The sequence below is a fragment of the Enterocloster sp. 210928-DFI.2.20 genome, assembly GCF_020554465.1.
GTDB lineage: Bacteria > Bacillota > Clostridia > Lachnospirales > Lachnospiraceae > Enterocloster > Enterocloster bolteae.
In genome coordinates this window covers 92,945-115,078 of record NZ_JAJCHK010000013.1, presented here as the reverse complement: position 1 = coordinate 115,078, position 22,134 = coordinate 92,945, and the positions used below count along the sequence as shown (strand labels likewise).

The following is a 22,134-nucleotide window of genomic DNA, read 5'->3' as shown; positions in this document are numbered from 1 at the left end:
GATAGGAGTGATATACATGATTGATTTTGAAGAGGAGATTGAGCGTTTTAAACCAAGCCTGGATGTGGAAGAGGTGGAGGACGCCATTGTTAAGAGCGATTTGACGGATATGACGGACATCATGATGGAACTGATAAAAGAAAGAGGCGAGCGGGACCTGTGAATACAGACTATGCAAGAAAGAACCAGCAGATAGCCAACAGCTTCTACAACCTGGGCCTGGAAAAGGCCAGGATACGGGATCTGTCCGGCGCGGCCCAGTGCCTGAAGAAGAGCCTGCATTTTAATAAGTATCAGACAGATGCCAGGAATCTGCTGGGACTGATATACTATGAGAACGGTGAAGTGGCAGATGCCCTGGTACAGTGGGTCATCAGCCTGAACCTGCAACCGGAGGATAATCTGGCGGACCATTATCTGGATGAGATTCAGAGGAAGCCGGGACAGCTGGAGATAGAGAGCCAGAATGTGAAAACATTTAACCAGGCGCTCTGGCACGCCCAAAACGGAAGCGATGATTTGGCCATTCTCCAGCTGGCCAGGGTGGTGGAGTCAAACCCTCATTTTGTGAAGGCCCATCTGCTCCTGGCCCTGTTATATATGGCCAGAGAGGACTTTAATAAGGCCGGGCGCTGCCTGTACAAGATTCTCCAGATTGACAAGAGCAACCAGAAGGCCCTGTACTATATGTCCATTGTAAAACAGAATACAGGCAGGGCTGATGCGGAGAAGCGCAAGATGGTGAAGGCATTTTCCCATCGGAAGATGGAGGATGACGATGTCATCATCCCTAATACTTATAAGGAAAATACAGGTATTTCCACTGTGCTTCACATCATTATAGGACTGGTTCTGGGCATTATGGCATTTTATTTTCTCATTCTGCCGGCCAGGACAAGGGACCTTAACAGCATTCACGATAACAACCTGAAATCCTACATGCAGAAGCTTAACAATGCAAATCAGCAGTACGATATTCTGAAAGCGGATTACGATGAGCTGGATGCCCACACAAAGGAGATTCAGGCCCGTCTGGACGAGCTGACCACAGGCAACACCAGCGTCATTGCCCAGTACCAGGGACTGATTTGGATTCTCCAGGATTACAGGAGCGGTGATTTGGTGGCAGCGGCCAAGGCATTTGCAGGAGCAGGCTTTGATTTGATTGAGGACGAAAACATACAGGCTATTGTGGAAAATATCCGTCAGGATATGACGGCGAATATCTACCAGAGTCTGGTGGACCGGGGACTTCAGCTGTGGAACGCAGGCAATAAGACAGAGGCCATGGACTATTTCCAGGCCAGTCTGACCATAAAGCCGGATAATCCGGAAGCCTTGTTCTATGTGGGGCGTCTGTACCAGGATGCCGGCGACACGGACAATGCCAATTCCATGTTTGACAAAGTGGTCAATGAATTCCCGGATTCCGAATATGTGGACCGGGCAAAGAATGCCAGAGGTTATTAATTTAAACGGTTTTTCAGGAAAGATACTACAGAAGATAAGAAACATGTCTTTTGTGGTATCTTTTTTTGTATTTTATAGGCACTGAGAAAGGAGTATGGAGGGATGGAACAGACAACGTTTACGTATGAGGCCAGGGAGCAGATGCTGGTGATTCACCTTCCGGGAGAGCTGGACCACCATAACTGCAGGAACCTGAAACGGGATACGGACCTGCTTTTGGCGGAGAATTACATCAATCGGATTGTATTTGATTTTACACACACATCATTTATGGATTCATCCGGCATCGGGGTACTTTTAAACCGTTATAAGCAGATGGCAGCCAGCCGGGGAACCGTGGCCTATTACGGGGCAGGACCCCAGGTCAGGCGGATACTGGAGATGGGCGGTGTAAGCCGCCTTATCAAAGGATATGAAGACAGGGAATCAGCAATAAAGGGATGAAAAAGATGGAGGATAAGAAGATGGAGACAAACAGAGAACACATGAGGCTGGAAATGGAGAGCCTTTCCCGGAATGAGGAGTTTGCCAGGGTGGTGACCGCCGTGTTCATGAGCAGGCTGGACCCCACCCTGGAGGAGGTGGACGATGTGAAGACAGCCGTATCCGAGGCAGTGACCAATGCAGTCATACATGGCTACAGGGGAGACAGGGGAACCATATATCTGGACCTGACCGCAGATATGGAGGAACGGACCCTGACCGTGGCGGTGAAGGACTGCGGTGTGGGTATAGCGGATGTGAAACAGGCCATGGAGCCTATGTTTACCACGGATCCCGAAGGTGAGCGCTCCGGCATGGGCTTTTCCTTCATGGAGGCCTTTATGGACCAGGTAGAGGTGGAGTCCGAACCAAATCATGGCACATTGGTGACAATGAAGAAATCCATCGGCAGGTGACGGCGATGGATGAGACCATGAAATTAATCAATATGGCTCACGAAGGGGATAAAGCGGCAAGAGACCAGCTGGTCATGGACAATGTGGGACTTATATGGAGCATTGTAAGGCGGTTCTCAGGCCGGGGATATGAGATGGAGGATCTGTTCCAGATTGGAAGCATCGGACTGATTAAGGCCATTGACAAATTTGACACTGGGTTTGACGTGAAATTTTCCACTTATGCAGTGCCCATGATTACAGGAGAGATTAAACGATTTCTCAGGGATGACGGTATGATCAAGGTCAGCCGCTCCATCAAGGAACTGGGGGTTAAGGTCAGGGCCGCCAGGGAGGAAATGACATACGCTTTGGGAAGGGAACCTACCATTGAGGAGATTGCAGGCAGGTTAGGAACCAGCCGTGAGGAAGTGGCGGCGTCCCTGGAAGCAGCGGCAGAGGTGGAGTCGTTATACCGTCCGGCGGACAGCGGAGATGAAAATTCCACCTATCTCATGGACCGCCTGGCCCAGGACAACAATGACCATGAGGATTTGTTAAACCGAATGGTTTTAAAGGATTTGATGGAGGGACTTGAGGAAGAGCAGAGAGAAATCATTCTGCGCAGATATTTTTACAATGAGACTCAGACCCAGATTGCCGGCGAGCTGGGCATTTCCCAGGTACAGGTGTCGAGGCTGGAAAAACGTATATTGAAAGAAATGAGGAAAAAACTGTAAACAAAAGCCTTATGGTATAAAAAGTTCCATGGAAGTCATACTAGATACCAGAAACCAATTAACTTTTCTTGAAAAGGATGTGATTCTTATGGGTTTTGGTAAACGAGTATGTGAACTGCTTGCAGTCATAGCCTCCCTTCTCCTGATAGGGGCCCTGGTATGGTATCTGTCCTCAGGTTTCGGAGACAGGGGATATGAAAAGGAAGGGACGCTGGTATGGGAGGAGATGGACGAGCCTTCCGTGGAAGAGGAAGTATGTCCGGCCTTTGTGACTGACCCTGTGTCCATGATGTACGGACAGCAGGAAATCCAAAGGAGCGGAAGAGGTCTATGAACCATACAGTCTATTTAAAACTAAGTCAAATCACGGAGCTGACCCACAAGGACGTTGTCCTAAAGGACGTGGCCCAGGTTTACTGCGACGACCAGAATGTGATGAATAAATGCAACTCCATGAAGGTCATGACCGTGAAGGTGGACGCCAAGCGGCGCTATATCATGAGTGCCCTGGATGTAATCAACAAGTTAAAACAGCTGGACTCCACCATTGATGTAAACAACGTGGGGGAGACGGATTTTATTATAGCCTACAAACCGCCTTCCCCGCCTGCTTACATCTGGCAGTGGACCAAGACTGTATTTGTCTGCCTGGTGTGTTTTTTCGGCGCTGCATTTGCCATTATGACCTTTAACAATGACGTCAGCGTCACCGATGTGTTCAGCGAGGTGTTCAGCCTAGTCATGGGCTATGAATCCGGAGGTTTTACTGTGCTGGAGATTAGCTATTCGGTTGGTCTGGCCGTGGGCATCATCGGTTTCTTCAATCATTTCGCAGCCATAAAACTGAATACGGACCCCACGCCGTTAGAGGTGGAAATGCGCCTTTATGAGGACAATATCAGTAAGACCCTGATTGCCAATGACGGCAGAAAGGAGTCCAAAATTGATATTACTTAAAAAATGTCTGCTGGCGTTCTTCGGTCTGTGCGCCGGCGGCATCATTGCAGCCGGCGTATATGCGTTCCTGGCCATTATCGGCGTGTTTGTGCGCCTCATGGGAAAGACAGGTACCAGGAAGCATATTTTTCTGTATGAGACAGTGATTATTCTGGGCGGGGTCCTGGGAAATATACTGGATATTTATGAGCTTCCCATCTATATGGGGCCCTATATCGGCACCCTTTTCATATGTGTATTCGGACTGTCGGTTGGGATTTTTGTGGGCTGTCTGGTCATGTCCCTGGCAGAGACGCTAAAGGCACTTCCGGTCATCAGCCGGAGGATTCACCTGGCCGTGGGACTTCAGTATCTGATATTTGCCCTGGCGGCAGGGAAAATGGCGGGGTCCCTGGTATATTTCTGGAATCATATGGCCTCCCTGGGATGATGTGGCCAAAGAGGATGAGCCTAAAGAGGATGTCCCCAAAGAGGATGAGCCAAAAAGGTTTAGGGCTGTCCGCAGCCGGATTTTGAGAGGAGTAAACGAATGGAGATTGATAAGAAAAAGTATGAGGAGTACGTGAAACAGGTGACTCCCACCCACAGCTTGGCAAAGAACATGGCGGCGGCCTTTCTGGTAGGCGGAATCATCTGCGTGCTGGGACAGTTTGCCCTGAATTTCATGATGAACAACATGGGTATGGACCAGGAGACAGCAGCGGCCTGGACTTTGCTGGAGCTGATTCTTTTAAGTATCCTGCTGACCGGATTCAATATCTATCCAAAGATTGTGAAGTTCGGGGGAGCAGGCGCCCTGGTGCCGATAACAGGATTTGCCAATTCCGTGGTGGCGCCGGCCATCGAGTTTCACGCGGAGGGCGAGGTGTTCGGTGTTGGCTGTAAGATATTTACCATTGCCGGGCCGGTGATTTTGTACGGAGTTTTGACCAGCTGGGTCTTGGGGCTGATTTACTGGGTTGGCAGATGGATGGGGATTTTTTAATAGGCAGCTAGGAAGGATTAAAATTGACTCGGTCATTTATAAGCAGGATGATGGATGAAATATTTCATTAGCCTGCTTTTTTGATGTCTGAAGATGTTTAACTTACAAAATAGCGGTTCGGAAATTAGGCAAGAGGTAAGTGTGAATTTTGCAGGGGATATAGAGGTAGTATAGAATATATAATGAGGAATGTGGAAAATATTGTGATCATAATGGGAATTTTTGCATGTTTCTGATATAATTAATACTATGTTGTTTTAGGCATCTCCGCGGTAGAGGAAGGGAAATATTTAAACTATGATGATAAGGTGGAAATGATATGGGTAGATTGATTTATGTATGGTACTGTAACTTTGAAGGGAACAGGAGACACTGTTATGGAGCGGCATTGAGCCAGGAGTATCTGGTTACCACGGATATTGTTAAAAATGCGTATCCTGTATCGGTTCGTGTTAAAATAAATAAGAATAAGGAGTATGCCTGCCAAAAGGATTTTTATGGCAAAAATATTGATTGTGTAACTGCCGTTGTGGGGGAAAACGGAAGCGGGAAAACAACCTTTGCGCAGATGCTGATGAATTACGAATATCCGGGTATTAAGAAAGCAAATTCCTTTTTTTGGATAGAAGTGTCCGATGACGGGGAGCTTATCCTATATAAAAACCAAATTGAAGTTCAAAATGTTACCGGAGCAGGTTTTGAGTTTGAATTAAGAGATTGGAATACAAATTTACTCAGCATGGTCTATTTGTCAAATATGTTTAATTTTGCTGAGTTATGCGGGAGCAATGAATTGGAGGATGTAGGAAGGAACAATTATCTGGCACGTCAGGTCTATACCCCTGCTGCACTGTTGAAAACCAGCAGGGAAAATGCAAAAAAAGGTACCTATGGCTACAAAACCTTTGACAATCAATATTTTGTTCCGATACAGAAGTATGCCGAGGAAATGGAGAGGTCTGACATCCAGGCCTATATCAAAAAACAGGAAGAGTTAATCATAGAAGGGTATATGTCCTCTTCGGAGGCAATCAAAAAGGAACTGGATATCTTTCAATGCTGTGAAATAAAGATAAGGGAATTTGCCGAGGATTTGATAACAGACGCTGTCCGTGACAAAAGCCAAAGCTCATCCCACATGGCAGATGCAAAGAAATGTTACGAAATGCTGAGGACAACTGTCCTGAAGGACCAGAAAGAAAACTTCTGGCTTAATATCTATATTCTCTGCGTGGCAGAAATATATTTAGCATTCTGTGGTTATGATGGCAGACAAGGAAGGGAAATACTCGCAGAAATAAAAAATAGGGCAGTTAATCCCGGTTGTGAGGCGATTTGCTATCTGCGGACCCTTATTTCCAGTATCAAGGGGATCGAAAAACTGGGATGGGGAATTCAGATTAAGGGCTGCCTGGATATACTGAACAAATATTTTAGTCAGATGGGAGAACGCCTGCAAAGGGATAGAGCCCAGAAAAATTACCTGGACCTGAAGGATTGGGAACTGGGGGTACAGGACTTTGAAGATATCAAAAATTTGGTTGAATGGTATTCGAAAGAACTGAAAAAGCCTCAGTCCTTTTTTAAACGGAATTTACGTTTTGATATTGGACCTGTTTCTACAGGAGAGCTGGCGCTTTTAAATCTGTTTTCTTACATAGCGGATGCCATGGCTAAAAATCCCCTTCAGACACGATTTCTGATTATCATAGACGAGATAGATGCAGGACTGCATCCCAGGTGGCAGCAGAAAATCATGAAATTCCTTCTGGATTGGCTGGGAAGCTTTAAGGAATACCGGTTCCAGCTTATAGTGACTTCGCATTCTCCCATTGTATTATCAGATATCCTGAAGGAACACGTCATACTGCTATCCGGGGATGCAACGGTACGTTCTATGGAAAGCCCTACCTTTGGGGCCAATATAGCCATGCAGTTTTTGGATGTGTTCTATATGGATAAGGGAAATATCGGTGAGTTTGCCAAGGAAAAGATAGGAAATCTAATAAGCAGGATTGACCGTTTTCAGACCAATGACAGTGAGGAGAGGAGAGAACTGCTCTATCTGGCCGGTTCAGTGGGCGATCCTGTGGCCAGAAGAGAGCTGCAGAACAGGATTATGAAGAAAAATCCTCTGCATGTCTCCTTTATGGAGGAATGGGAGCGCAGCAGCGATGAGGAGCGCAGAAAAGTATTAGAATATATGAGAAAACAACATAACACGGAAGCTAAGGGGGACCGATGATTTACATAGAGGTAAAAAAAGATAAATGGAAAGAACTGGAACATTATCATGCAGAATACATAGAAGAGACATTACCGGGCAGATGGAAGAGTTTTTGTAAGAAAGAAGTCCCAATGACAGAGATAGACGTGGTATGCCAGATATTAGAAAACCATGATATGATAAAAAAAGAAAGTAAGGAGCTCCAGATTACCAATATTATCAGGTGGTGTACCTCTGAAGATATCCATACTCTGGCGGATGAGACATTGGAAGATCTGTTTGATGGGCTCACGTTTGAAATAAGCGAAGAGAAAAAACAAAATTGTGTAAAACACATCCGTTATATTTTAGGATACCAAAATTTCTCCGGCAGCTCCCGCATCAAGACAAAGGATGGCCGTCCATGGTCCAGGGAGACATTTATGGATGAGATAGGCATAAAGGTATGCCCGTACTGTAACAGGCAGTATATTACCAGCTATTCTGTCAGCCCAGAAGGGAAAAGGATAAGAAAGACCACGACGGATACGGACCATTATTATCCGGTGAGCAAGTTCCCTTTCTTGTCCATGAACATCCACAACATGGTGCCCAGCTGTCAAATATGTAACTCAAGACTGAAATTAGATAAGGTTTCCTGTAAGAGTGATGCTCATTTATACCCTTATATGGATCCGAGCAGCAGTCTGGAATTCCAGATTCCTTTTTCTGATGTCCCGCAGCTTTATGCTTTTTCAGAAGAGGATATCCATATCTGTCTGAAGGAGTCCGAAGGAGTGGGAAAGAGGGCTGAACAGTCTAAGAAAATATTTAGGCTGGAGGAGGTATATGAGACCCACAGGGATATTGTGTACCGGTTAAAAAACGAGATAAGAGACTATTCCCGGGAAGAGTACAACAAGATATTTTGCGAGAACTATACGGATCTTTTCGGGGGATATGACAGATTCATAGAGGTGCTCCATCCATTTTTGGCTGAGGATGAAAAGAATACACCATTGACAAAAATGAAGAAAGATATTTACTTTTACCTGAAGGAGAATTGTGCTGTTTTATATTGACCCATTTAGAAAAGCTTAAGGCTGCTATTTCTGAGTATTTTTCCGGAAACGAGGGATACTGTAATTATTACATCCTGTCACAGGAAGGAGAGTACATGAAATGGGACAAATGAAAGGCAAGGCAAGTATTGAATTTGAACATCCCCCGGTCATCATAAGCGCTGGCTCCGTCGTTGGGAAAAAGGAGGGGGAAGGCCCTCTGGGAAGCCTGTTCGACGAGGTGGAACTGGACGATATGTTTGGTATGGATAATTGGGAGCAGGCGGAGAGCACCATGCAGAAGAAAACCGCGGATCTGGTCATTGAAAAGGGCGGCATACGAAAGGGTGACCTGCGCTATCTGTTTGCAGGCGATCTGCTGGGGCAGCTCATAGCCACATCCTTTGGCACTGTGGATTTGGAGATCCCTCTTTTCGGGTTATACGGGGCCTGCTCCACCATGGGAGAGGCATTGGGATTAGGGGCAATGGCGGTCAACGCAGGATACGCGGACCAGGTTATGTCCATGGCGTCCAGCCATTTTGCCACTGCGGAAAAACAGTTCCGTTTTCCGCTGGCCTATGGGAACCAGCGGCCGCCCTCTGCCACATGGACTGTAACGGGCTGCGGCGCCGTGGTCCTGGCCGGAAACCGGAAGGATGGTATGGCCCGCATCGCAGGCATCACAACGGGACGCATGGTGGACATGGGCGCCAAGGATTCCATGAATATGGGAGCAGCCATGGCTCCGGCAGCATTCCACACCATTGAGCAGAACCTGGAGGATTTTCAGGTCAATGAGACCTGGTATGATAAAATCATTACCGGGGATCTGGGAGAGGTGGGAAGGACCATTTTGCTGGAGTTTATGAAGAATAAAGGAAGGGACTTAAGCCAGCTTCACATGGACTGCGGTATGGAGATATACGATAAGGAACAGCAGGACACCCATTCAGGCGGAAGCGGATGCGGCTGTTCCGCTGTCACCCTTTGCTCCTACATCCTCCCCAAGGTACAGGACGGCACATGGAAGCGGGTTTTATTTGTCCCCACAGGTGCCCTGCTGTCCTCGGTCAGCTTCAATGAAGGACAGAGCATACCGGGCATTGCCCATGCAGTCGTCATTGAACATATAGACAGTTAAGGAGGAAATGACATGGACTATTTAAAAGCGTTTATCGTGGGAGGAATCATCTGCGCCCTGGTGCAGATACTGCTGGAAAAAACAAAGATGATGCCGGGGCGGGTCATGGTCACCCTGGTGGTCAGCGGTGCCATACTGGGAGCCATAGGGCTCTATGAGCCCTTTGCCAAATGGGCAGGGGCAGGAGCCACCGTGCCTCTTCTGGGCTTTGGAAACACCCTCTGGAAAGGCGTAAAGGAGGGAATCGGAGAGGACGGGCTTCTGGGTATCTTTAAGGGCGGATTAACGGCCAGTTCCGCGGGAATATGCGGCGCATTGGTATTCGGTTATCTGGCATCCCTTGTGTTTAAGCCGAAGATGAAGTGATGAAAATGAATCTGGTAAGCATGAATGAAATGAAGGTAACGGCGGTATAAAGGGCGTCAGCAGAATAAAGGGCGTCAGCAGAATAAGGGCGTTAGCAAAATAAAAAGTAGCAACAAAACAACAAAAAACCGGAACACACCTGTCATATGACAACGTGGATTCCGGTTTTTTCATGCCTTTATATCCGCCTGCTAATTCTGTCTGTTATTTCTGCTAATACTGGTTTTTGAAATCAGTTAAATCTATTTCTAGTAAGGCCGGTTCCCCGGACCAAACCCTTCCGTGGATTCCTGCGGGGACTGGTATCCCGGACCGATAGGTGTCACGGTAGGCCCTGTATTATCGGAATCGCCGGTGTTTGGCGGAATAATAGTGGAAACGTCGGAGTGTATGGTGCAGTAGCCCGGGATGGCAAATACGGAATCGTCCGTGGCTCCCTCCTCGCCCTCCGGCAGCGTCATGCATACCCTGGTAGTCTTAGTGGGGCAGTAGGGAGTGGGGCGCATGCCTGACTCCGCGCATACGGTAACCTCCACATGCTTGTCGCAGACTTCCGTGGGAGCGGTTCCCTTTGCAAAATATTCGGTATAGACCGCATTCCCTCTGGGGTCGTGGTTGCAGACACCGGAGACAGCTCTCTTGCCGGATTTGCGGCAGATTTCCGCGGTCTCAATGCTGTCCGGCACCGCAAATCCCGGGTCTGACAAGCCCTCATGGACCCGGTTCATGATGTTGCGCCAGATGTCCTTGTGGAAGGTGGTGCCGCCGTTATTCACGCCTCCGTGCTTAAGCTTCTGGTTGTTGTCACATCCGCCCCATATGCCGGCGGTATAATAAGGCGTGTAGCCCACGAACCATACATCGTTGTTGGAGGTGGTGGTGCCGCTCTTGCCGGCCGCAGTCATGCCTGTCAGGGCAGCACGGGTGCTGGTGGAGTTGATGGACACGCCCGGGCGGGTGAATTTGCGGTTGCTCTTCATGGATTCGGACATGGCGTCCGTCAAAAGGAAGGCAGTGGAATCCTTTAACACCTGCTTTGTCTCCGGTTCATTGTCTATGAGTACCTTTCCGTTGTGGTCCAGTATCTTGGTGAAGAATCGTGGCTTTGTGTAAACGCCGCCGTTGGCAATGGAGGCGTAGGCCGTGGTCAGCTCCAGGTTGGAAACACCCTTTGTGATGCCGCCCAGGGCAGTGGCTGCTCCCAGGTCGTCCTTTGTAAGGGAGGTAATGCCCATGTTTTCTGCGTACTCCACACCCAGCTGAGGCGTGACTGTCTCCATAAGACAGCGCACAGCCACAATGTTCATGGAGTAGATGATGCCGTCCCGGATGCTGGAGTAACCGGTAAAGCCATAGCCGGAATTCCACCAGTTCCTGAAGGTTTTCGTTCCTATGGTATAAGGCGCGTCGTAGTAAACCGTGCCCAGGGTAGCGCCGCATGCGTCCAGGGCAGGGGCAAAAGCAGTGATTACCTTAAAGGCGGAGCCCGGCTGGCGGTATACGTTGCTGGCGCGGTTTAAGGTAAGGCTGGCCGTCTTTTCACCGCGGCCGCCGCACAGTGCCTTGACCTCGCCTGTGTGCTGGTCTAAGAGAACAAAGGAAGCCTGGGGCTGTAAAATCAGGTTCTGGCGCTCTCCGATGATCTCATCGCCATCCTTTAAAAGCCATGCCTTATACTGGTCAATGTCGTCCTGGACCGCTTCCTTGGAGGCGTAGAGTCCCTCAAAGGAGGAATCTCCCAGCACGCTCTTGCGGAAGGTGCGCAGGTTTTCTTCTGAATAATGCTCCGTGGTGCCGTCTGCGTGAGTGATGGAAAGCCTGTACTCCACAGAATACTTGGCAACAGAATAGTTGTCCGGGTTATTGATCTCCTCGTCCACAATGGCCTGCAGGGCCGGATCCTGGGTGGTATAAATCTGAAGCCCGCCGGAGTAAAGAAGATTGCTGGCCTGACTTTCCGTGTAATCCAGCTTTTCCATCAGGGCACTGATGACCTGCTCAATGAGTTCGTCCGTAAAATAGCTGTAATGGCTGTTAGTCCCCTTGGCGGCTGTATCCACGTTCTGTATCCTGTCGTATACATCATCGGCCAGGGCTTCCTCCTGCTGGGCCTTGGTGATATAACCCTGCTCATACATATACTGGAGTACGATTCTCCTGCGTTCCGCATTGTTTTCGCGTCCTGATATGGGATTGAGTCTGGAGGGATTCTTGGTGATGGATGCAAGCACAGTACACTCGGAGAGGGTCAGGTCGGAAACGTCCTTATTGAAATAGCGTTTGGCCGCCACCTTTACTCCCAGGGTGTTGTTGCCCAGGTTGATGGTATTGAGATAGTTGGTGATAATCAGCTTCTTTGTATCTTCCTTGCTCATGCCTGAATTCTTTTCCAGCTGAACGGCAAGGTACTGCTCCTGCAGTTTTCGCTCAATCCTGGCCCCCCAGCCGGATTCCATACCTCCGGAGAACACGTTGTTCTTGATGAGCTGCTGTGTTATGGTGCTTCCGCCGCCCGCATAGTCATCGCTGACAATGCCCTTTACGGCCCTGGCGATGGAACGGATGTCGATTCCGTTGTGGCTCCAGAAACGGGAATCCTCAATGGATACGAATGCGTTGATCAAATCCTTTGGAAGTTCCTCGTAGGTGGCTTCCTCACGGTTGGAGCCGCTGGTGACCAGGGTATCTGTCAGGTTTCCGGCAGAGTCGTATACCGCAGTGGCAAAACGGCTGGGCTGAATATTTAGAATATCAACGGAAGGGGCATTATCTATAATGCCTTTAACCATACCGAAACCGATGGATGCACCCACTACTGCCAGAAATAAAAACAGGACAAACAGCGCCTTAAATATATTAAGGAGCAGCCGTGAAGCGTATTTGCCCGATTTAGAGTGGAGAGACTTAAGCCTGCGCTCAGCCTCGTACTTTCCATAGTTCATAGATTCTCCTTTTCGTACATAATCTGAATGAAATCCGCCCCCCTGCGGACCCTCATACCTATCCTGTAGATTATACACCAGTTTTGTAAAATTGAAAAGGTTTAAATATGCCCTTGCCATCGCCTGATATCTATATTATGATAAAAAATAGGTAAAAAATGTCGAAAGGTGGGGATGGTAACCCACAAATAACTGTAAAGGAGCCGTAAAAGTGGTAGATAGTTATAAAATTCTGTACAAGGGAGGCTCAGGAGAGCTGGTGGAGAAGAAGTCGCGCTTCATAGCGGACCTGTGCCCGGTATCCTCAGAGGAGGAGGCCCTGGATTTTATAGAGGAAATCAGAAAGAAATACTGGGATGCAAGGCACCACTGTTTTGCTTATATCATCGGGGACAGGGGGCAGACCGCCCGGTGCAGCGACGACGGGGAGCCGTCCCAGACAGCCGGAAAACCCATGATGGATGTGCTGGCAGGGGCGGAGCTCCACGATGTGTGTGCCGTTGTAACCCGGTACTTCGGAGGTACCCTGCTGGGCACAGGGGGACTGGTGCGGGCATATTCCGGGGCTGTCAAGGAAGGAATGAAAAACTGCGTTATCCTGGAGAAAAGACTGGCTGTCCGTCTGAACATCACCACGGATTATAACGGAGTGGGAAAGATTCAGTACATTGCGGCCCAGGGCGGGATCGACACCCTGGACACCCAGTATACGGATAAAGCCGTGTTCACCTTCCTGATTCCCATGGCAGAGGAGGGAAGATTCACGGCCCAGATTATAGAAGGGACCGCAGGAAAGGCTGTTATCCGGAGAGAGGGCGAGGTATACTACGGTCTTGGCGACAGCGGCCTGGTGGTGTTTTAAGAGGAATTGTGTTTAGTAAAAAACAGGAGGAATGTGATAATGGAGATGGAGATTAAAATGAAAAAGCTGGGATTTGGAACCATGAGGCTGCCCGTGTTAAATCAGGAGGATCCGGCGTCAGTGGACCTGGAGCAGGTCTGCAAGATGGTGGATACCTTTATGGAAAGGGGATTTACTTATTTTGACACTGCCTACATGTACCACAAATACGAGAGCGAGAGAGCGGTAAAAAAGGCCCTGGTGGATCGCTGGCCCAGAGACAGATATGTTTTGGCGGATAAGCTGCCCCTCAGCCACCTGAAAGAGGAGGCGGACATGGAGCGGTTTTTCCAGGAACAGCTTGAAAAGTGCGGTGTTTCCTATTTTGACTACTACATGCTCCACAATATGTCCAGGTCATATTATGAAACAGCTGAGCGTCTGGGGGCGTTTGCCTTTGTCCGCAGGAAAAAGGAGGAGGGAAAGGCCCGCAGAATCGGATTTTCCTTCCATGCGGATGCTGAGCTTCTGGAGGAGATTCTTTCAAAACACCCTGAGCTGGATTTTGTGCAGCTGCAGTTAAATTACATAGACTGGGACAGCCCCAATATCCAGTCCCGCCAGTGCTACGAGGTGTGCCGCAGATACGGGAAGGATGTCATTGTCATGGAGCCGGTCAAGGGCGGAACCCTGGCGGATGTGCCCCTGGAGGCCGAAAAGCTGATGGAGGCACATGCTCCCGGCATGACGCCTGCATCCTGGGCCGTCCGTTTTGCCGCCAGCCGCGAGGGCGTCATCATGGTGCTGTCAGGCATGTCTGATTACAGCCAGCTTCTGGACAACACAGCCTATATGCAGGACTTTGTTCCCCTGACCGAGGAGGAGGAAGGCATTGTGGCCAGAGCGGCAGAAATCATCCAGTCCGCCACAGCCATTGCCTGTACATCATGCCAGTACTGTGTGGAGGGATGTCCGAAGCAGATTCCCATACCAAAGTATTTCTCTCTTTACAACCAGTACAGCCTCTTTGGGGAAAAATCCAATTCCAGGGGCTACTACCAGAATTATGGGGGCAGATACGGGAAAGCCGGGGACTGCATCGGCTGCCGCAGATGTGAGGCCATATGCCCCCAGCATCTGCCCATTGTACAGCACATGAAGGAAATAGCAGAGGTGTTTGAGCCGGCCAAATAGGGCGCCGTGACAGGGAAAAACAGCGGGAATCAGCGGAAATGGTGTAAAATACCTTGCAATCTCAACACACCAATGCTATACTATAAAACCGTGGCTGTAGACGTATATAATAAGGAAGAGTAATCACTATGAAGATGAAAAGAGAAGATGTAAGAAATATCGCTATCATTGCCCATGTAGACCATGGTAAGACCACATTAGTAGACCAGCTATTGAGGCAGAGCGGCGTGTTCCGCGTAAACCAGGAGGTACAGGAGCGTGTTATGGACTCCAATGACCTGGAGCGTGAGAGAGGAATCACCATCCTGTCCAAGAACACGGCTGTATTTTATAAAGACACAAAAATTAACATCATCGACACACCAGGACACGCTGATTTCGGCGGCGAGGTGGAGCGTGTGCTCAAGATGGTGGACGGCGTTGTACTGGTAGTGGACGCCTATGAGGGCCCCATGCCCCAGACTAAGTTCGTGCTTCAGAAGGCGCTGGATCTGAACCTGTCCGTCATCGTATGCATCAACAAGATTGACAGGCCTGAGGCCAGACCAGGGGATGTCATAGACGAGACGCTGGAGCTTATGATGGACCTGGACGCAACGGATGAGCAGTTGGACTGCCCCTTTATCTACGCATCTGCCAGGGGCGGATTCGCAAAATACAAGATTGAGGATCCGGAAGCGGACATGAGTCCCCTGTTTGAAACCATTATAAACCATATCCCGGCACCGGAGGGAGATCCGGACGCGGAGACCCAGGTGCTCATAAGCACCATTGACTACAACGAGTTCGTTGGCCGTATCGGCATCGGACGTGTGGACAACGGGGGACTTAAGGTGAACCAGGAATGTGTTCTGGTAAACCATCATGAGCCGGATAAGTTTAAGAAAATCAAGATAGGAAAGCTCTATGAGTTTGACGGTCTTAAGAGAGTGGAGGTGCAGGAGGCGGGAATTGGTTCCATCGTTGCCATCTCCGGTATTGCGGATATCCATATCGGCGATACCATCTGTACCCCTAATAACCCGGAATCCATTCCGTTCCAGAAGATATCCGAACCCACCATTGCCATGTATTTTATGGTCAATGACAGCCCGCTGGCAGGCCAGGAAGGCAAATATATCACCTCCCGCCATCTGCGTGACCGCCTGTTCAGGGAGTTGAACACGGACGTGAGCCTGCGGGTGGAGGAGACAGATTCCGCGGACTGCTTCAAGGTGTCGGGCCGCGGTGAGCTTCACCTGTCGGTTCTGATTGAAAACATGCGCCGTGAGGGCTTTGAGTTTGCTGTCAGCAAGGCAGAGGTACTCTATAAGTACGATGAGAGAAACCGCAAGCTGGAGCCCATGGAGCTGGCCTATGTGGATGTGCCTGAGGAATACACAGGCGTTGTTATCCAGAAGCTGACCAGCCGTAAGGGCGCCCTTCAGGGCATGAGCCAGGCAGCAGGCGGTTATTCCAGGCTGGAATTTTCCATCCCCTCCAGAGGACTGATCGGTTACCGCGGCGACTTTATGACGGATACAAAGGGAAATGGTATCCTGAACACCATTTTTGACGGCTACTCAGAGTACAAGGGCGATCTGTTCTACCGCCAGACCGGCTCCCTCATTGCCTTTGAGGCGGGCGAGGCCATTACCTACGGCCTTTTCAATGCCCAGGAAAGAGGCACCCTGTTTATCGGACCGGGCGTCAAGGTGTATTCCGGCATGGTAGTGGGCCAGAGTCCTAAGGCAGAGGACATTGAAATCAATGTCTGCAAGACAAAGAAGCTGACCAACACCCGTTCCTCCAGCGCTGATGAGGCACTTAAGCTGACGCCGCCTAAAATCATGAGCCTGGAGCAGGCACTGGACTTCATTGATACGGATGAGCTTTTGGAGGTGACTCCGGAGAGCCTGCGCATCCGCAAAAAGATTCTGGATCCAACCCTGAGAAAAAGGGCCTCATTTAAGAATAAATAAACAAAAAACGACATTTTGTAAGCGAAATGGCGAATCCTGTCGAACGATTCTGGCGGGATTCGCCTTATTTTTTGTTCTATTATGGCATTTCCCCTCATAAACTATCAATGTGCCGTACAAAAGCAAGAGAATAAAAGGATGAAACAAGTAAAACGGCAGAATGAGAAATATTTTAGAAGCGAAGAGGAGATGTACTATGTCAGAAAAAATGATTGAAAACAACAGGGTAAGCGTTATCGGAGAAATCGTGTCGGGATTTACCTTCAGCCATGAAGTCTTCGGAGAAGGATTTTATATGGTGGATGTGGCTGTCAACAGACTCAGCGAGCAGGCGGACATCATTCCCCTGATGATATCCGAGCGCCTTATAGACGTACATAAAGACTATTCAGGCAGCACCGTGGAGTGCATAGGCCAGTTCCGCTCCTACAACCGGCATGAGGGAATCAAAAACCGGCTGATGCTGTCCATCTTTGTAAGGGAAATCCACTTTATCGAGGAATTCACGGATTATACCAAGACCAATCAGATATTCCTGGACGGTTATATCTGCAAGCCGCCAATATACAGAAAGACTCCTCTCGGACGGGAAATCGCAGATATTCTTCTGGCTGTGAACCGCCCCTACGGCAAATCCGATTACATACCCTGCATCAGCTGGGGACGCAACGCGCGTTTTGCTTCCAGCTTCGAGGTAGGCACCAGGGTAAGGGTTTGGGGCCGTGTGCAGAGCCGCGAGTACACCAAGAAGCTCAGTGAGACAGAGTGCGAGAAGCGCATTGCATATGAGGTCTCCATCAGCAAGCTGGAATGTGACGAGGCTTGAACAGAAGAAGCTTCAGACGCTGTCATCTAACGATTCCTTTTGAATATCTTTCGAAAAATGTAAGAAATATTTGCAATATTGGCTAAACTATGCTATTATGAGCAAGTCCAATTGTTCTTAAGAAAAAGCAAGTAAAGCATGAGGTGCAAGATGATGAAAGAGAGCATGATACAGGTTATCTGTGGACCGGGACGCGGTAAGACCACCAGTGCCATTGGAAGGGGATTAACCGCGCTGACCAAGGGAAAGTGTGTCTATATGGTACAGTTCCTTAAGGGCGCCCTGGATGTAGATAACATGGAAATCATACAGCGTCTGGAACCGGAATTTAAAATTTTTAGATTTGAGAAGACACCTGTTTTCTTTGACCGGCTGACGGAAGAGGAGAAGGCAGAGGCAAGAATCTGTATCCTGAACGGCCTGAATTTTGCCAGGAAGGTTCTGGTGACAGGGGAGTGTGATGTGCTTATCCTGGATGAGATTCTGGGAATCCTGGACGAGGGAGTGATATCAGGCGAGGAGCTGTGCGCCATCATAGCCCAGGCCAGGAACGCGCAGATACAGCTGATCCTCACAGGGACCATATATCCGGATTGCCTGAACGGCCATGTGGATGAGGTCACAAGGATTCAGACAAGATATGAGTGATTTCCTGTTGACAGACTGTTGGCAGGGTGATAATATAATACCAACAATCATAGAGTAGAGGTTGCGTTGATCATGAGTAGATAAGCCGGATGTGGCAGGCACAGGTGATGGCTTAGGGAAAGGGAGAAACGCCGAAGAGGAAGCGTTCCGTGTTCACGCCCCCTCTGGGCATATGGTTAAGAGCCGTATGACTGTCATCCGGGTGGATGGAGAGCTACCAAAGAACGTGGATTAGACACTGGAATCATACGTATATGGAAGGGCTGACATTTACCTCAGCCCTTTTTTGTTTCCAGGGAAAGTACGTCCGGGTTTCATTTTCTATGGGGAAAAGCACACTGTGATTGAATCAGGAAAAAAGGAGAGAATATAGTATGGCACTTTTTGAAGGAGCAGGTGTAGCACTGGTGACCCCGTTTAAGGAAAACGGTGAAGTGAATTACGAAAAACTGGAGGAGATCGTAGAAGAGCAGATTGCAGGAGGCACAGACGCCATCATTGCCTGCGGTACCACAGGCGAAGCCTCCACCATGACCCATGAAGAACATCTGGATGTGATTGAGTACATCTGCAGGGTGACAAAGAAACGGATTCCTGTGGTTGCAGGAACCGGCTCAAACTGTACGGAGACAGCTGTCTATCTCTCTGCAGAGGCAGAAAAAAGAGGGGCGGACGGGCTTCTTCTGGTGTCTCCATATTATAACAAGGCTACCCAGAAGGGACTTATGGCCCATTTTACGGCTGTTGCGGACGCTGTAAAGATTCCCGTTATCCTCTATAATATACCGGGCAGGACAGGCGTCACCATTAAGCCTGAGACCATTGCGGCCCTGTGCAGGGACGTGGATAATATTGTGGGTGTAAAGGAGGCCAGCGGCAACTTTTCAGCCATTGCCACTCTTATGAGCCTGTCTGACGGCAAGGTGGATTTGTACTCAGGCAACGATGACCAGATTGTGCCCCTTCTCTCCCTGGGAGGCAAGGGTGTTATCTCCGTGCTGTCCAATGTGGCTCCACGCCAGACCCACGACATCTGCGCTTCCTACTTTGCGGGGGATGTTAAGACCAGCGCCGCCCTTCAGTTAAAGGCCATTCCGCTGATTACAGAGCTTTTTAGCGAGGTAAACCCCATTCCTGTAAAGGCGGCTATGAACATGATGGGCAAGGGAGTGGGACCTCTGCGCATGCCTTTGACTGAGATGGAGCCCCAGAATCAGGAGAAGCTTAAGAAGGCCATGACAGCTTACGGCATCCTGTAGGGAAGATTCCGGGAAAGGACGGTATACCAATGGTAAAGATGATAATGCACGGCTGCTGCGGGGCCATGGGACATGTAATTACGGGACTGGCGGCAGAAGACGGGGAGATCCGGATTGTGGCAGGTATTGATGTACGGGAGGGAACGGATTTAGGATATCCCGTGTTCCCGTCCCTGGACCAGTGCAGTGTGGAGGCGGACGTGATTGTGGATTTTGCGTCTCCAAAGGCAGTGGACGGGCTTCTGGCTTACAGCTGCAAAAAGCAGGTTCCCGTGGTCCTCTGTACCACCGGGCTCTCCGGGGAGCAGCTTGCGGCAGTGGAAAAGGCCAGCCAGGTGACGGCAATCCTGCGTTCTGCCAACATGTCCCTGGGAGTAAACCTGCTGCTCAAACTGGTAAGTGACGCGGCAAGGGTACTGGCAGGATCCGGTTTTGACATGGAAATCGTGGAAAAGCACCACAACCAGAAAGTGGACGCGCCCAGCGGCACAGCCCTGGCTCTGGCAGATTCCATGAACCAGGCCATGGACGGGCAGTATGCCTATACCTGTGACAGGAGTACCAGACGGGAAAAGAGAAATCCCAAAGAAATCGGAATTTCGTCTGTCAGAGGCGGTTCCATCGTGGGCGAGCACGACGTAATATTTGCGGGCAGGGACGAGGTGGTCACCTTAAGCCACACCGCATATTCCAAGGCTATTTTCGCCAAAGGCGCCCTGGAGGCAGCCAAATTTCTGGCCGGTAAGAAGCCGGGCATGTACTCCATGACGGACGTGGTGGATTTATAACAGATTTTTCCAGAAAAGGCAGGAAGTTCCACCATAATCCATTCTCCTAACGCACATAATATAGGTAGAAAACGAAAGGAGAATGCTATTATGAAAAAAATCAGACCTGCAATTTTTGCAATGCTGCTGCTCATCATGGTTATGTCTGTTACGGCCTGCGGAAGCAATAACTCCAATACACAGTCCTCAACAGGTGCCAGCCAGAATTCATCCTCAGCAGCCACATCCACCAGTACCTCATCCCAGGAAACAACAGGGATGGAGACATCTTCCATGGAAACGGAAGGGGACGGCATCATTGACGGACTTATGAATGACGTGGAGAAGGGCGCAAATGACGTTAAGGACGGCGTGGATGATATTACAGGCGAATCCAACACGGTCAATGAGAGCGGCACCAACAATACAACAGAGGCCAGATAGTAAATTGCTGTCAAAGCCTGAATATGGACCCTTTCTATGCCAAGGACGGCTGGAGAGGGTCCATCTGCGTAAAAACCAGGAGATGGATCTTGAAGAGCACCCTGTAAAGTATTATAATCAGTTCATGGACAGACGGGGAAGGAGATTGATTGGAGTACATAAGCAGGCGTATGCGCCGCCTGAGAAAGATGCGCCGCAGGGCAGTAAGATTCTGGCGGGAGAGCTGCCCGTCTGTCAGGCGCAGAAAGCGTCTCATTAGAGGAGTCCTGTTCCTTCTGGCTGCCTGTACCATGGCCTGGGCTAAAACCGGCCGGGGCATGATATCCTGGGTCCGGGAGCAGATACCGTATATGGAACGGATTGAGGAGAGCGGTCCGGTCAGGGCTGCGGACCGGGATGGCATGACATCGGTGAAGCGGGGATTTACCATTCGTCTGGATGAAAAGAAAATCCACATATTCCAGGTGGAGGAAGGGTATGAGGACCGTGAGACAGCCATAGATTCAGGGAGTGATTAGCGGGACAGAGGACATTCATTAGGAATTTTAATGATTGCCATGCTTGTATTCAAGGACATTGTGTATTATAATTTCTTCTGAAATGGTATTCTTTTATAGCGTCAGCTTATAAATCTATATCGCAACCATACGAATATAAGAAAAGGACAGGTGGATACCCATGGAAAAGAAAGAGATGCTCTACGAAGGAAAGGCTAAGAAGGTTTACACAACGGAGGACCCGGACGTGTTAATCGTGTCCTACAAGGATGATGCAACCGCATTCAACGGTCTTAAAAAGGGAACCATTGTTGGAAAGGGCGCCATCAACAACCGTATGACCAACTTCATTTTCAAGAAGCTGGAGGAGAAGGGGGTACCTACCCACCTGGTAGAAGAATTAAATGACAGGGAAACCGCTGTGAAGAAAGTGGAGATTGTACCTTTGGAGGTAATTATCCGCAACTACTCTGCGGGCAGCTTTGCCAAGAAAATGGGAATGGAGGAAGGCATCAAGTTCAAATGCCCGACCCTGGAATTCAGCTATAAGAACGACGACCTGGGCGACCCGTTTATCAACAGCTATTACGCGCTGGCTCTGGGACTTGCCACCCAGGAGGAGATTGACGATATCACCGAATATGCGTTTAAAGTAAACGAAGTGCTGCAGGAATATTTTGGCGGACTGAACATTGACCTGATTGATTTCAAGATAGAGTTCGGCCGCTATCACGGCAAGGTTATCCTGGCTGACGAGATTTCTCCTGATACATGCCGTCTCTGGGATAAGGATACCCATGAGAAGCTGGACAAGGACAGATTCAGAAGAGACCTGGGCAATGTAGAGGATGCATACGAAGAAGTATTCCGCAGACTGGGTATCCAGTAAACCGGACCGGAAGGTTTGACGCGGACAAATTAAGATACAACGCCTGGGCATGATTACCC

At 49.2% G+C, this 22,134-nt stretch carries 24 protein-coding genes and 1 riboswitch; of the genes, 23 read left to right on the top strand and 1 reads right to left on the bottom strand.

Annotated features, from left to right (window positions below; genetic code table 11):
- Window positions 1–16 precede the first annotated feature (16 nt).
- The 13 genes from LI015_RS13695 (at window position 17) to spoVAE (ending at window position 9,807) form a co-directional block, all read left to right on the top strand.
- Window positions 17–163, top strand: coding sequence for a hypothetical protein (locus LI015_RS13695; protein ID WP_002567353.1), 147 nt, complete (start codon window positions 17–19; stop codon window positions 161–163).
- Window positions 160–1,470 carry a tetratricopeptide repeat protein gene (locus LI015_RS13690; protein WP_002567354.1) on the top strand — a complete coding sequence of 437 codons (1,311 nt, stop codon included), beginning with the start codon at window positions 160–162 and terminating at the stop codon, window positions 1,468–1,470. Before LI015_RS13695 ends, LI015_RS13690 begins: the two co-directional genes overlap by 4 nt.
- Window positions 1,471–1,572: 102 nt before the next feature.
- Complete coding sequence (locus LI015_RS13685; protein ID WP_002567355.1) at window positions 1,573–1,914, top strand: STAS domain-containing protein; 342 nt, start codon at window positions 1,573–1,575, stop codon at window positions 1,912–1,914.
- 20 nt (window positions 1,915–1,934) lie between these two features.
- Entirely contained in the window at window positions 1,935–2,369 is a 435-nt protein-coding gene (gene spoIIAB, locus LI015_RS13680) for an anti-sigma F factor (RefSeq protein WP_002567356.1), read from the top strand.
- A 5-nt stretch (window positions 2,370–2,374) separates the two neighbouring features.
- Window positions 2,375–3,088 (top strand): RNA polymerase sporulation sigma factor SigF, encoded by a 714-nt coding sequence (gene sigF / locus LI015_RS13675; RefSeq protein WP_002567357.1) that lies wholly within the window; start codon window positions 2,375–2,377, stop codon window positions 3,086–3,088.
- Between the two features lie 88 nt (window positions 3,089–3,176).
- Window positions 3,177–3,422 (top strand): hypothetical protein, encoded by a 246-nt coding sequence (locus LI015_RS13670; protein ID WP_054354450.1) that lies wholly within the window; start codon window positions 3,177–3,179, stop codon window positions 3,420–3,422.
- On the top strand, window positions 3,419–4,045 hold the full coding sequence (locus tag LI015_RS13665) for a stage V sporulation protein AA (RefSeq protein WP_002567359.1): 627 nt from the start codon (window positions 3,419–3,421) through the stop codon (window positions 4,043–4,045). The genes LI015_RS13670 and LI015_RS13665 overlap by 4 nt, the downstream gene beginning before the upstream one ends.
- Window positions 4,032–4,475: a stage V sporulation protein AB gene (locus LI015_RS13660; RefSeq protein WP_054354451.1), complete on the top strand. Its 444-nt coding sequence runs from the start codon at window positions 4,032–4,034 to the stop codon at window positions 4,473–4,475. The genes LI015_RS13665 and LI015_RS13660 overlap by 14 nt, the downstream gene beginning before the upstream one ends.
- 99 nt (window positions 4,476–4,574) lie before the next feature.
- Entirely contained in the window at window positions 4,575–5,030 is a 456-nt protein-coding gene (locus tag LI015_RS13655) for a SpoVA/SpoVAEb family sporulation membrane protein (protein ID WP_002574452.1), read from the top strand.
- Window positions 5,031–5,349: 319 nt separating this feature from the next.
- Window positions 5,350–7,275: an AAA family ATPase gene (locus LI015_RS13650; RefSeq protein WP_227125367.1), complete on the top strand. Its 1,926-nt coding sequence runs from the start codon at window positions 5,350–5,352 to the stop codon at window positions 7,273–7,275.
- Complete coding sequence (locus tag LI015_RS13645) at window positions 7,272–8,318, top strand: hypothetical protein (protein WP_227125365.1); 1,047 nt, start codon at window positions 7,272–7,274, stop codon at window positions 8,316–8,318. The genes LI015_RS13650 and LI015_RS13645 overlap by 4 nt, the downstream gene beginning before the upstream one ends.
- Window positions 8,319–8,418: 100 nt before the next feature.
- Window positions 8,419–9,441 (top strand): stage V sporulation protein AD, encoded by a 1,023-nt coding sequence (spoVAD, locus tag LI015_RS13640; protein ID WP_002567368.1) that lies wholly within the window; start codon window positions 8,419–8,421, stop codon window positions 9,439–9,441.
- 12 nt (window positions 9,442–9,453) lie between these two features.
- A complete protein-coding gene (gene spoVAE / locus LI015_RS13635) occupies window positions 9,454–9,807 on the top strand; it encodes a stage V sporulation protein AE (protein WP_002567369.1) in 354 nt (117 codons plus the stop codon).
- A 248-nt stretch (window positions 9,808–10,055) separates the two neighbouring features.
- On the opposite strand, the gene LI015_RS13630 is transcribed toward spoVAE, so the two are convergent.
- Complete coding sequence (locus tag LI015_RS13630) at window positions 10,056–12,749, bottom strand: transglycosylase domain-containing protein (RefSeq protein WP_002567370.1); 2,694 nt, start codon at window positions 12,747–12,749, stop codon at window positions 10,056–10,058.
- Window positions 12,750–12,960: 211 nt separating this feature from the next.
- Between LI015_RS13630 and LI015_RS13625 the strand changes: the two genes are divergently transcribed.
- The 10 genes from LI015_RS13625 to purC all read left to right on the top strand — a co-directional run bounded on the left by LI015_RS13625 (window position 12,961) and on the right by purC (window position 22,075).
- Window positions 12,961–13,611 carry a YigZ family protein gene (locus LI015_RS13625; RefSeq protein WP_227125364.1) on the top strand — a complete coding sequence of 217 codons (651 nt, stop codon included), beginning with the start codon at window positions 12,961–12,963 and terminating at the stop codon, window positions 13,609–13,611.
- A gap of 39 nt (window positions 13,612–13,650) precedes the next feature.
- A complete protein-coding gene (locus tag LI015_RS13620) occupies window positions 13,651–14,784 on the top strand; it encodes an aldo/keto reductase (RefSeq protein ID WP_002567372.1) in 1,134 nt (377 codons plus the stop codon).
- 128 nt (window positions 14,785–14,912) lie between these two features.
- Window positions 14,913–16,745, top strand: coding sequence for a translational GTPase TypA (typA, locus tag LI015_RS13615; RefSeq protein WP_002567373.1), 1,833 nt, complete (start codon window positions 14,913–14,915; stop codon window positions 16,743–16,745).
- A 196-nt stretch (window positions 16,746–16,941) separates the two neighbouring features.
- Window positions 16,942–17,571, top strand: a complete 630-nt coding sequence (locus tag LI015_RS13610) for a single-stranded DNA-binding protein (RefSeq protein WP_002567374.1) — start codon at window positions 16,942–16,944, stop codon at window positions 17,569–17,571.
- A 150-nt stretch (window positions 17,572–17,721) separates the two neighbouring features.
- A complete protein-coding gene (locus LI015_RS13605; protein ID WP_002567375.1) occupies window positions 17,722–18,219 on the top strand; it encodes a cob(I)yrinic acid a,c-diamide adenosyltransferase in 498 nt (165 codons plus the stop codon).
- Between the two features lie 47 nt (window positions 18,220–18,266).
- Window positions 18,267–18,444, top strand: a riboswitch (Lysine riboswitch).
- Between the two features lie 149 nt (window positions 18,445–18,593).
- Window positions 18,594–19,478, top strand: a complete 885-nt coding sequence (gene dapA / locus LI015_RS13600) for a 4-hydroxy-tetrahydrodipicolinate synthase (RefSeq protein ID WP_002567376.1) — start codon at window positions 18,594–18,596, stop codon at window positions 19,476–19,478.
- 29 nt (window positions 19,479–19,507) lie between these two features.
- The gene (gene dapB / locus LI015_RS13595; RefSeq protein ID WP_119204599.1) at window positions 19,508–20,266 is read left to right on the top strand and encodes a 4-hydroxy-tetrahydrodipicolinate reductase; all 759 of its coding nucleotides are present in this window, start codon (window positions 19,508–19,510) and stop codon (window positions 20,264–20,266) included.
- A 90-nt stretch (window positions 20,267–20,356) separates the two neighbouring features.
- Entirely contained in the window at window positions 20,357–20,689 is a 333-nt protein-coding gene (locus LI015_RS13590; protein WP_002567378.1) for a hypothetical protein, read from the top strand.
- A gap of 170 nt (window positions 20,690–20,859) precedes the next feature.
- Complete coding sequence (locus LI015_RS13585; RefSeq protein WP_054354458.1) at window positions 20,860–21,207, top strand: hypothetical protein; 348 nt, start codon at window positions 20,860–20,862, stop codon at window positions 21,205–21,207.
- Window positions 21,208–21,367: 160 nt separating this feature from the next.
- Window positions 21,368–22,075 carry a phosphoribosylaminoimidazolesuccinocarboxamide synthase gene (gene purC / locus LI015_RS13580; protein ID WP_002567380.1) on the top strand — a complete coding sequence of 236 codons (708 nt, stop codon included), beginning with the start codon at window positions 21,368–21,370 and terminating at the stop codon, window positions 22,073–22,075.
- Window positions 22,076–22,134: the final 59 nt, after the last annotated feature.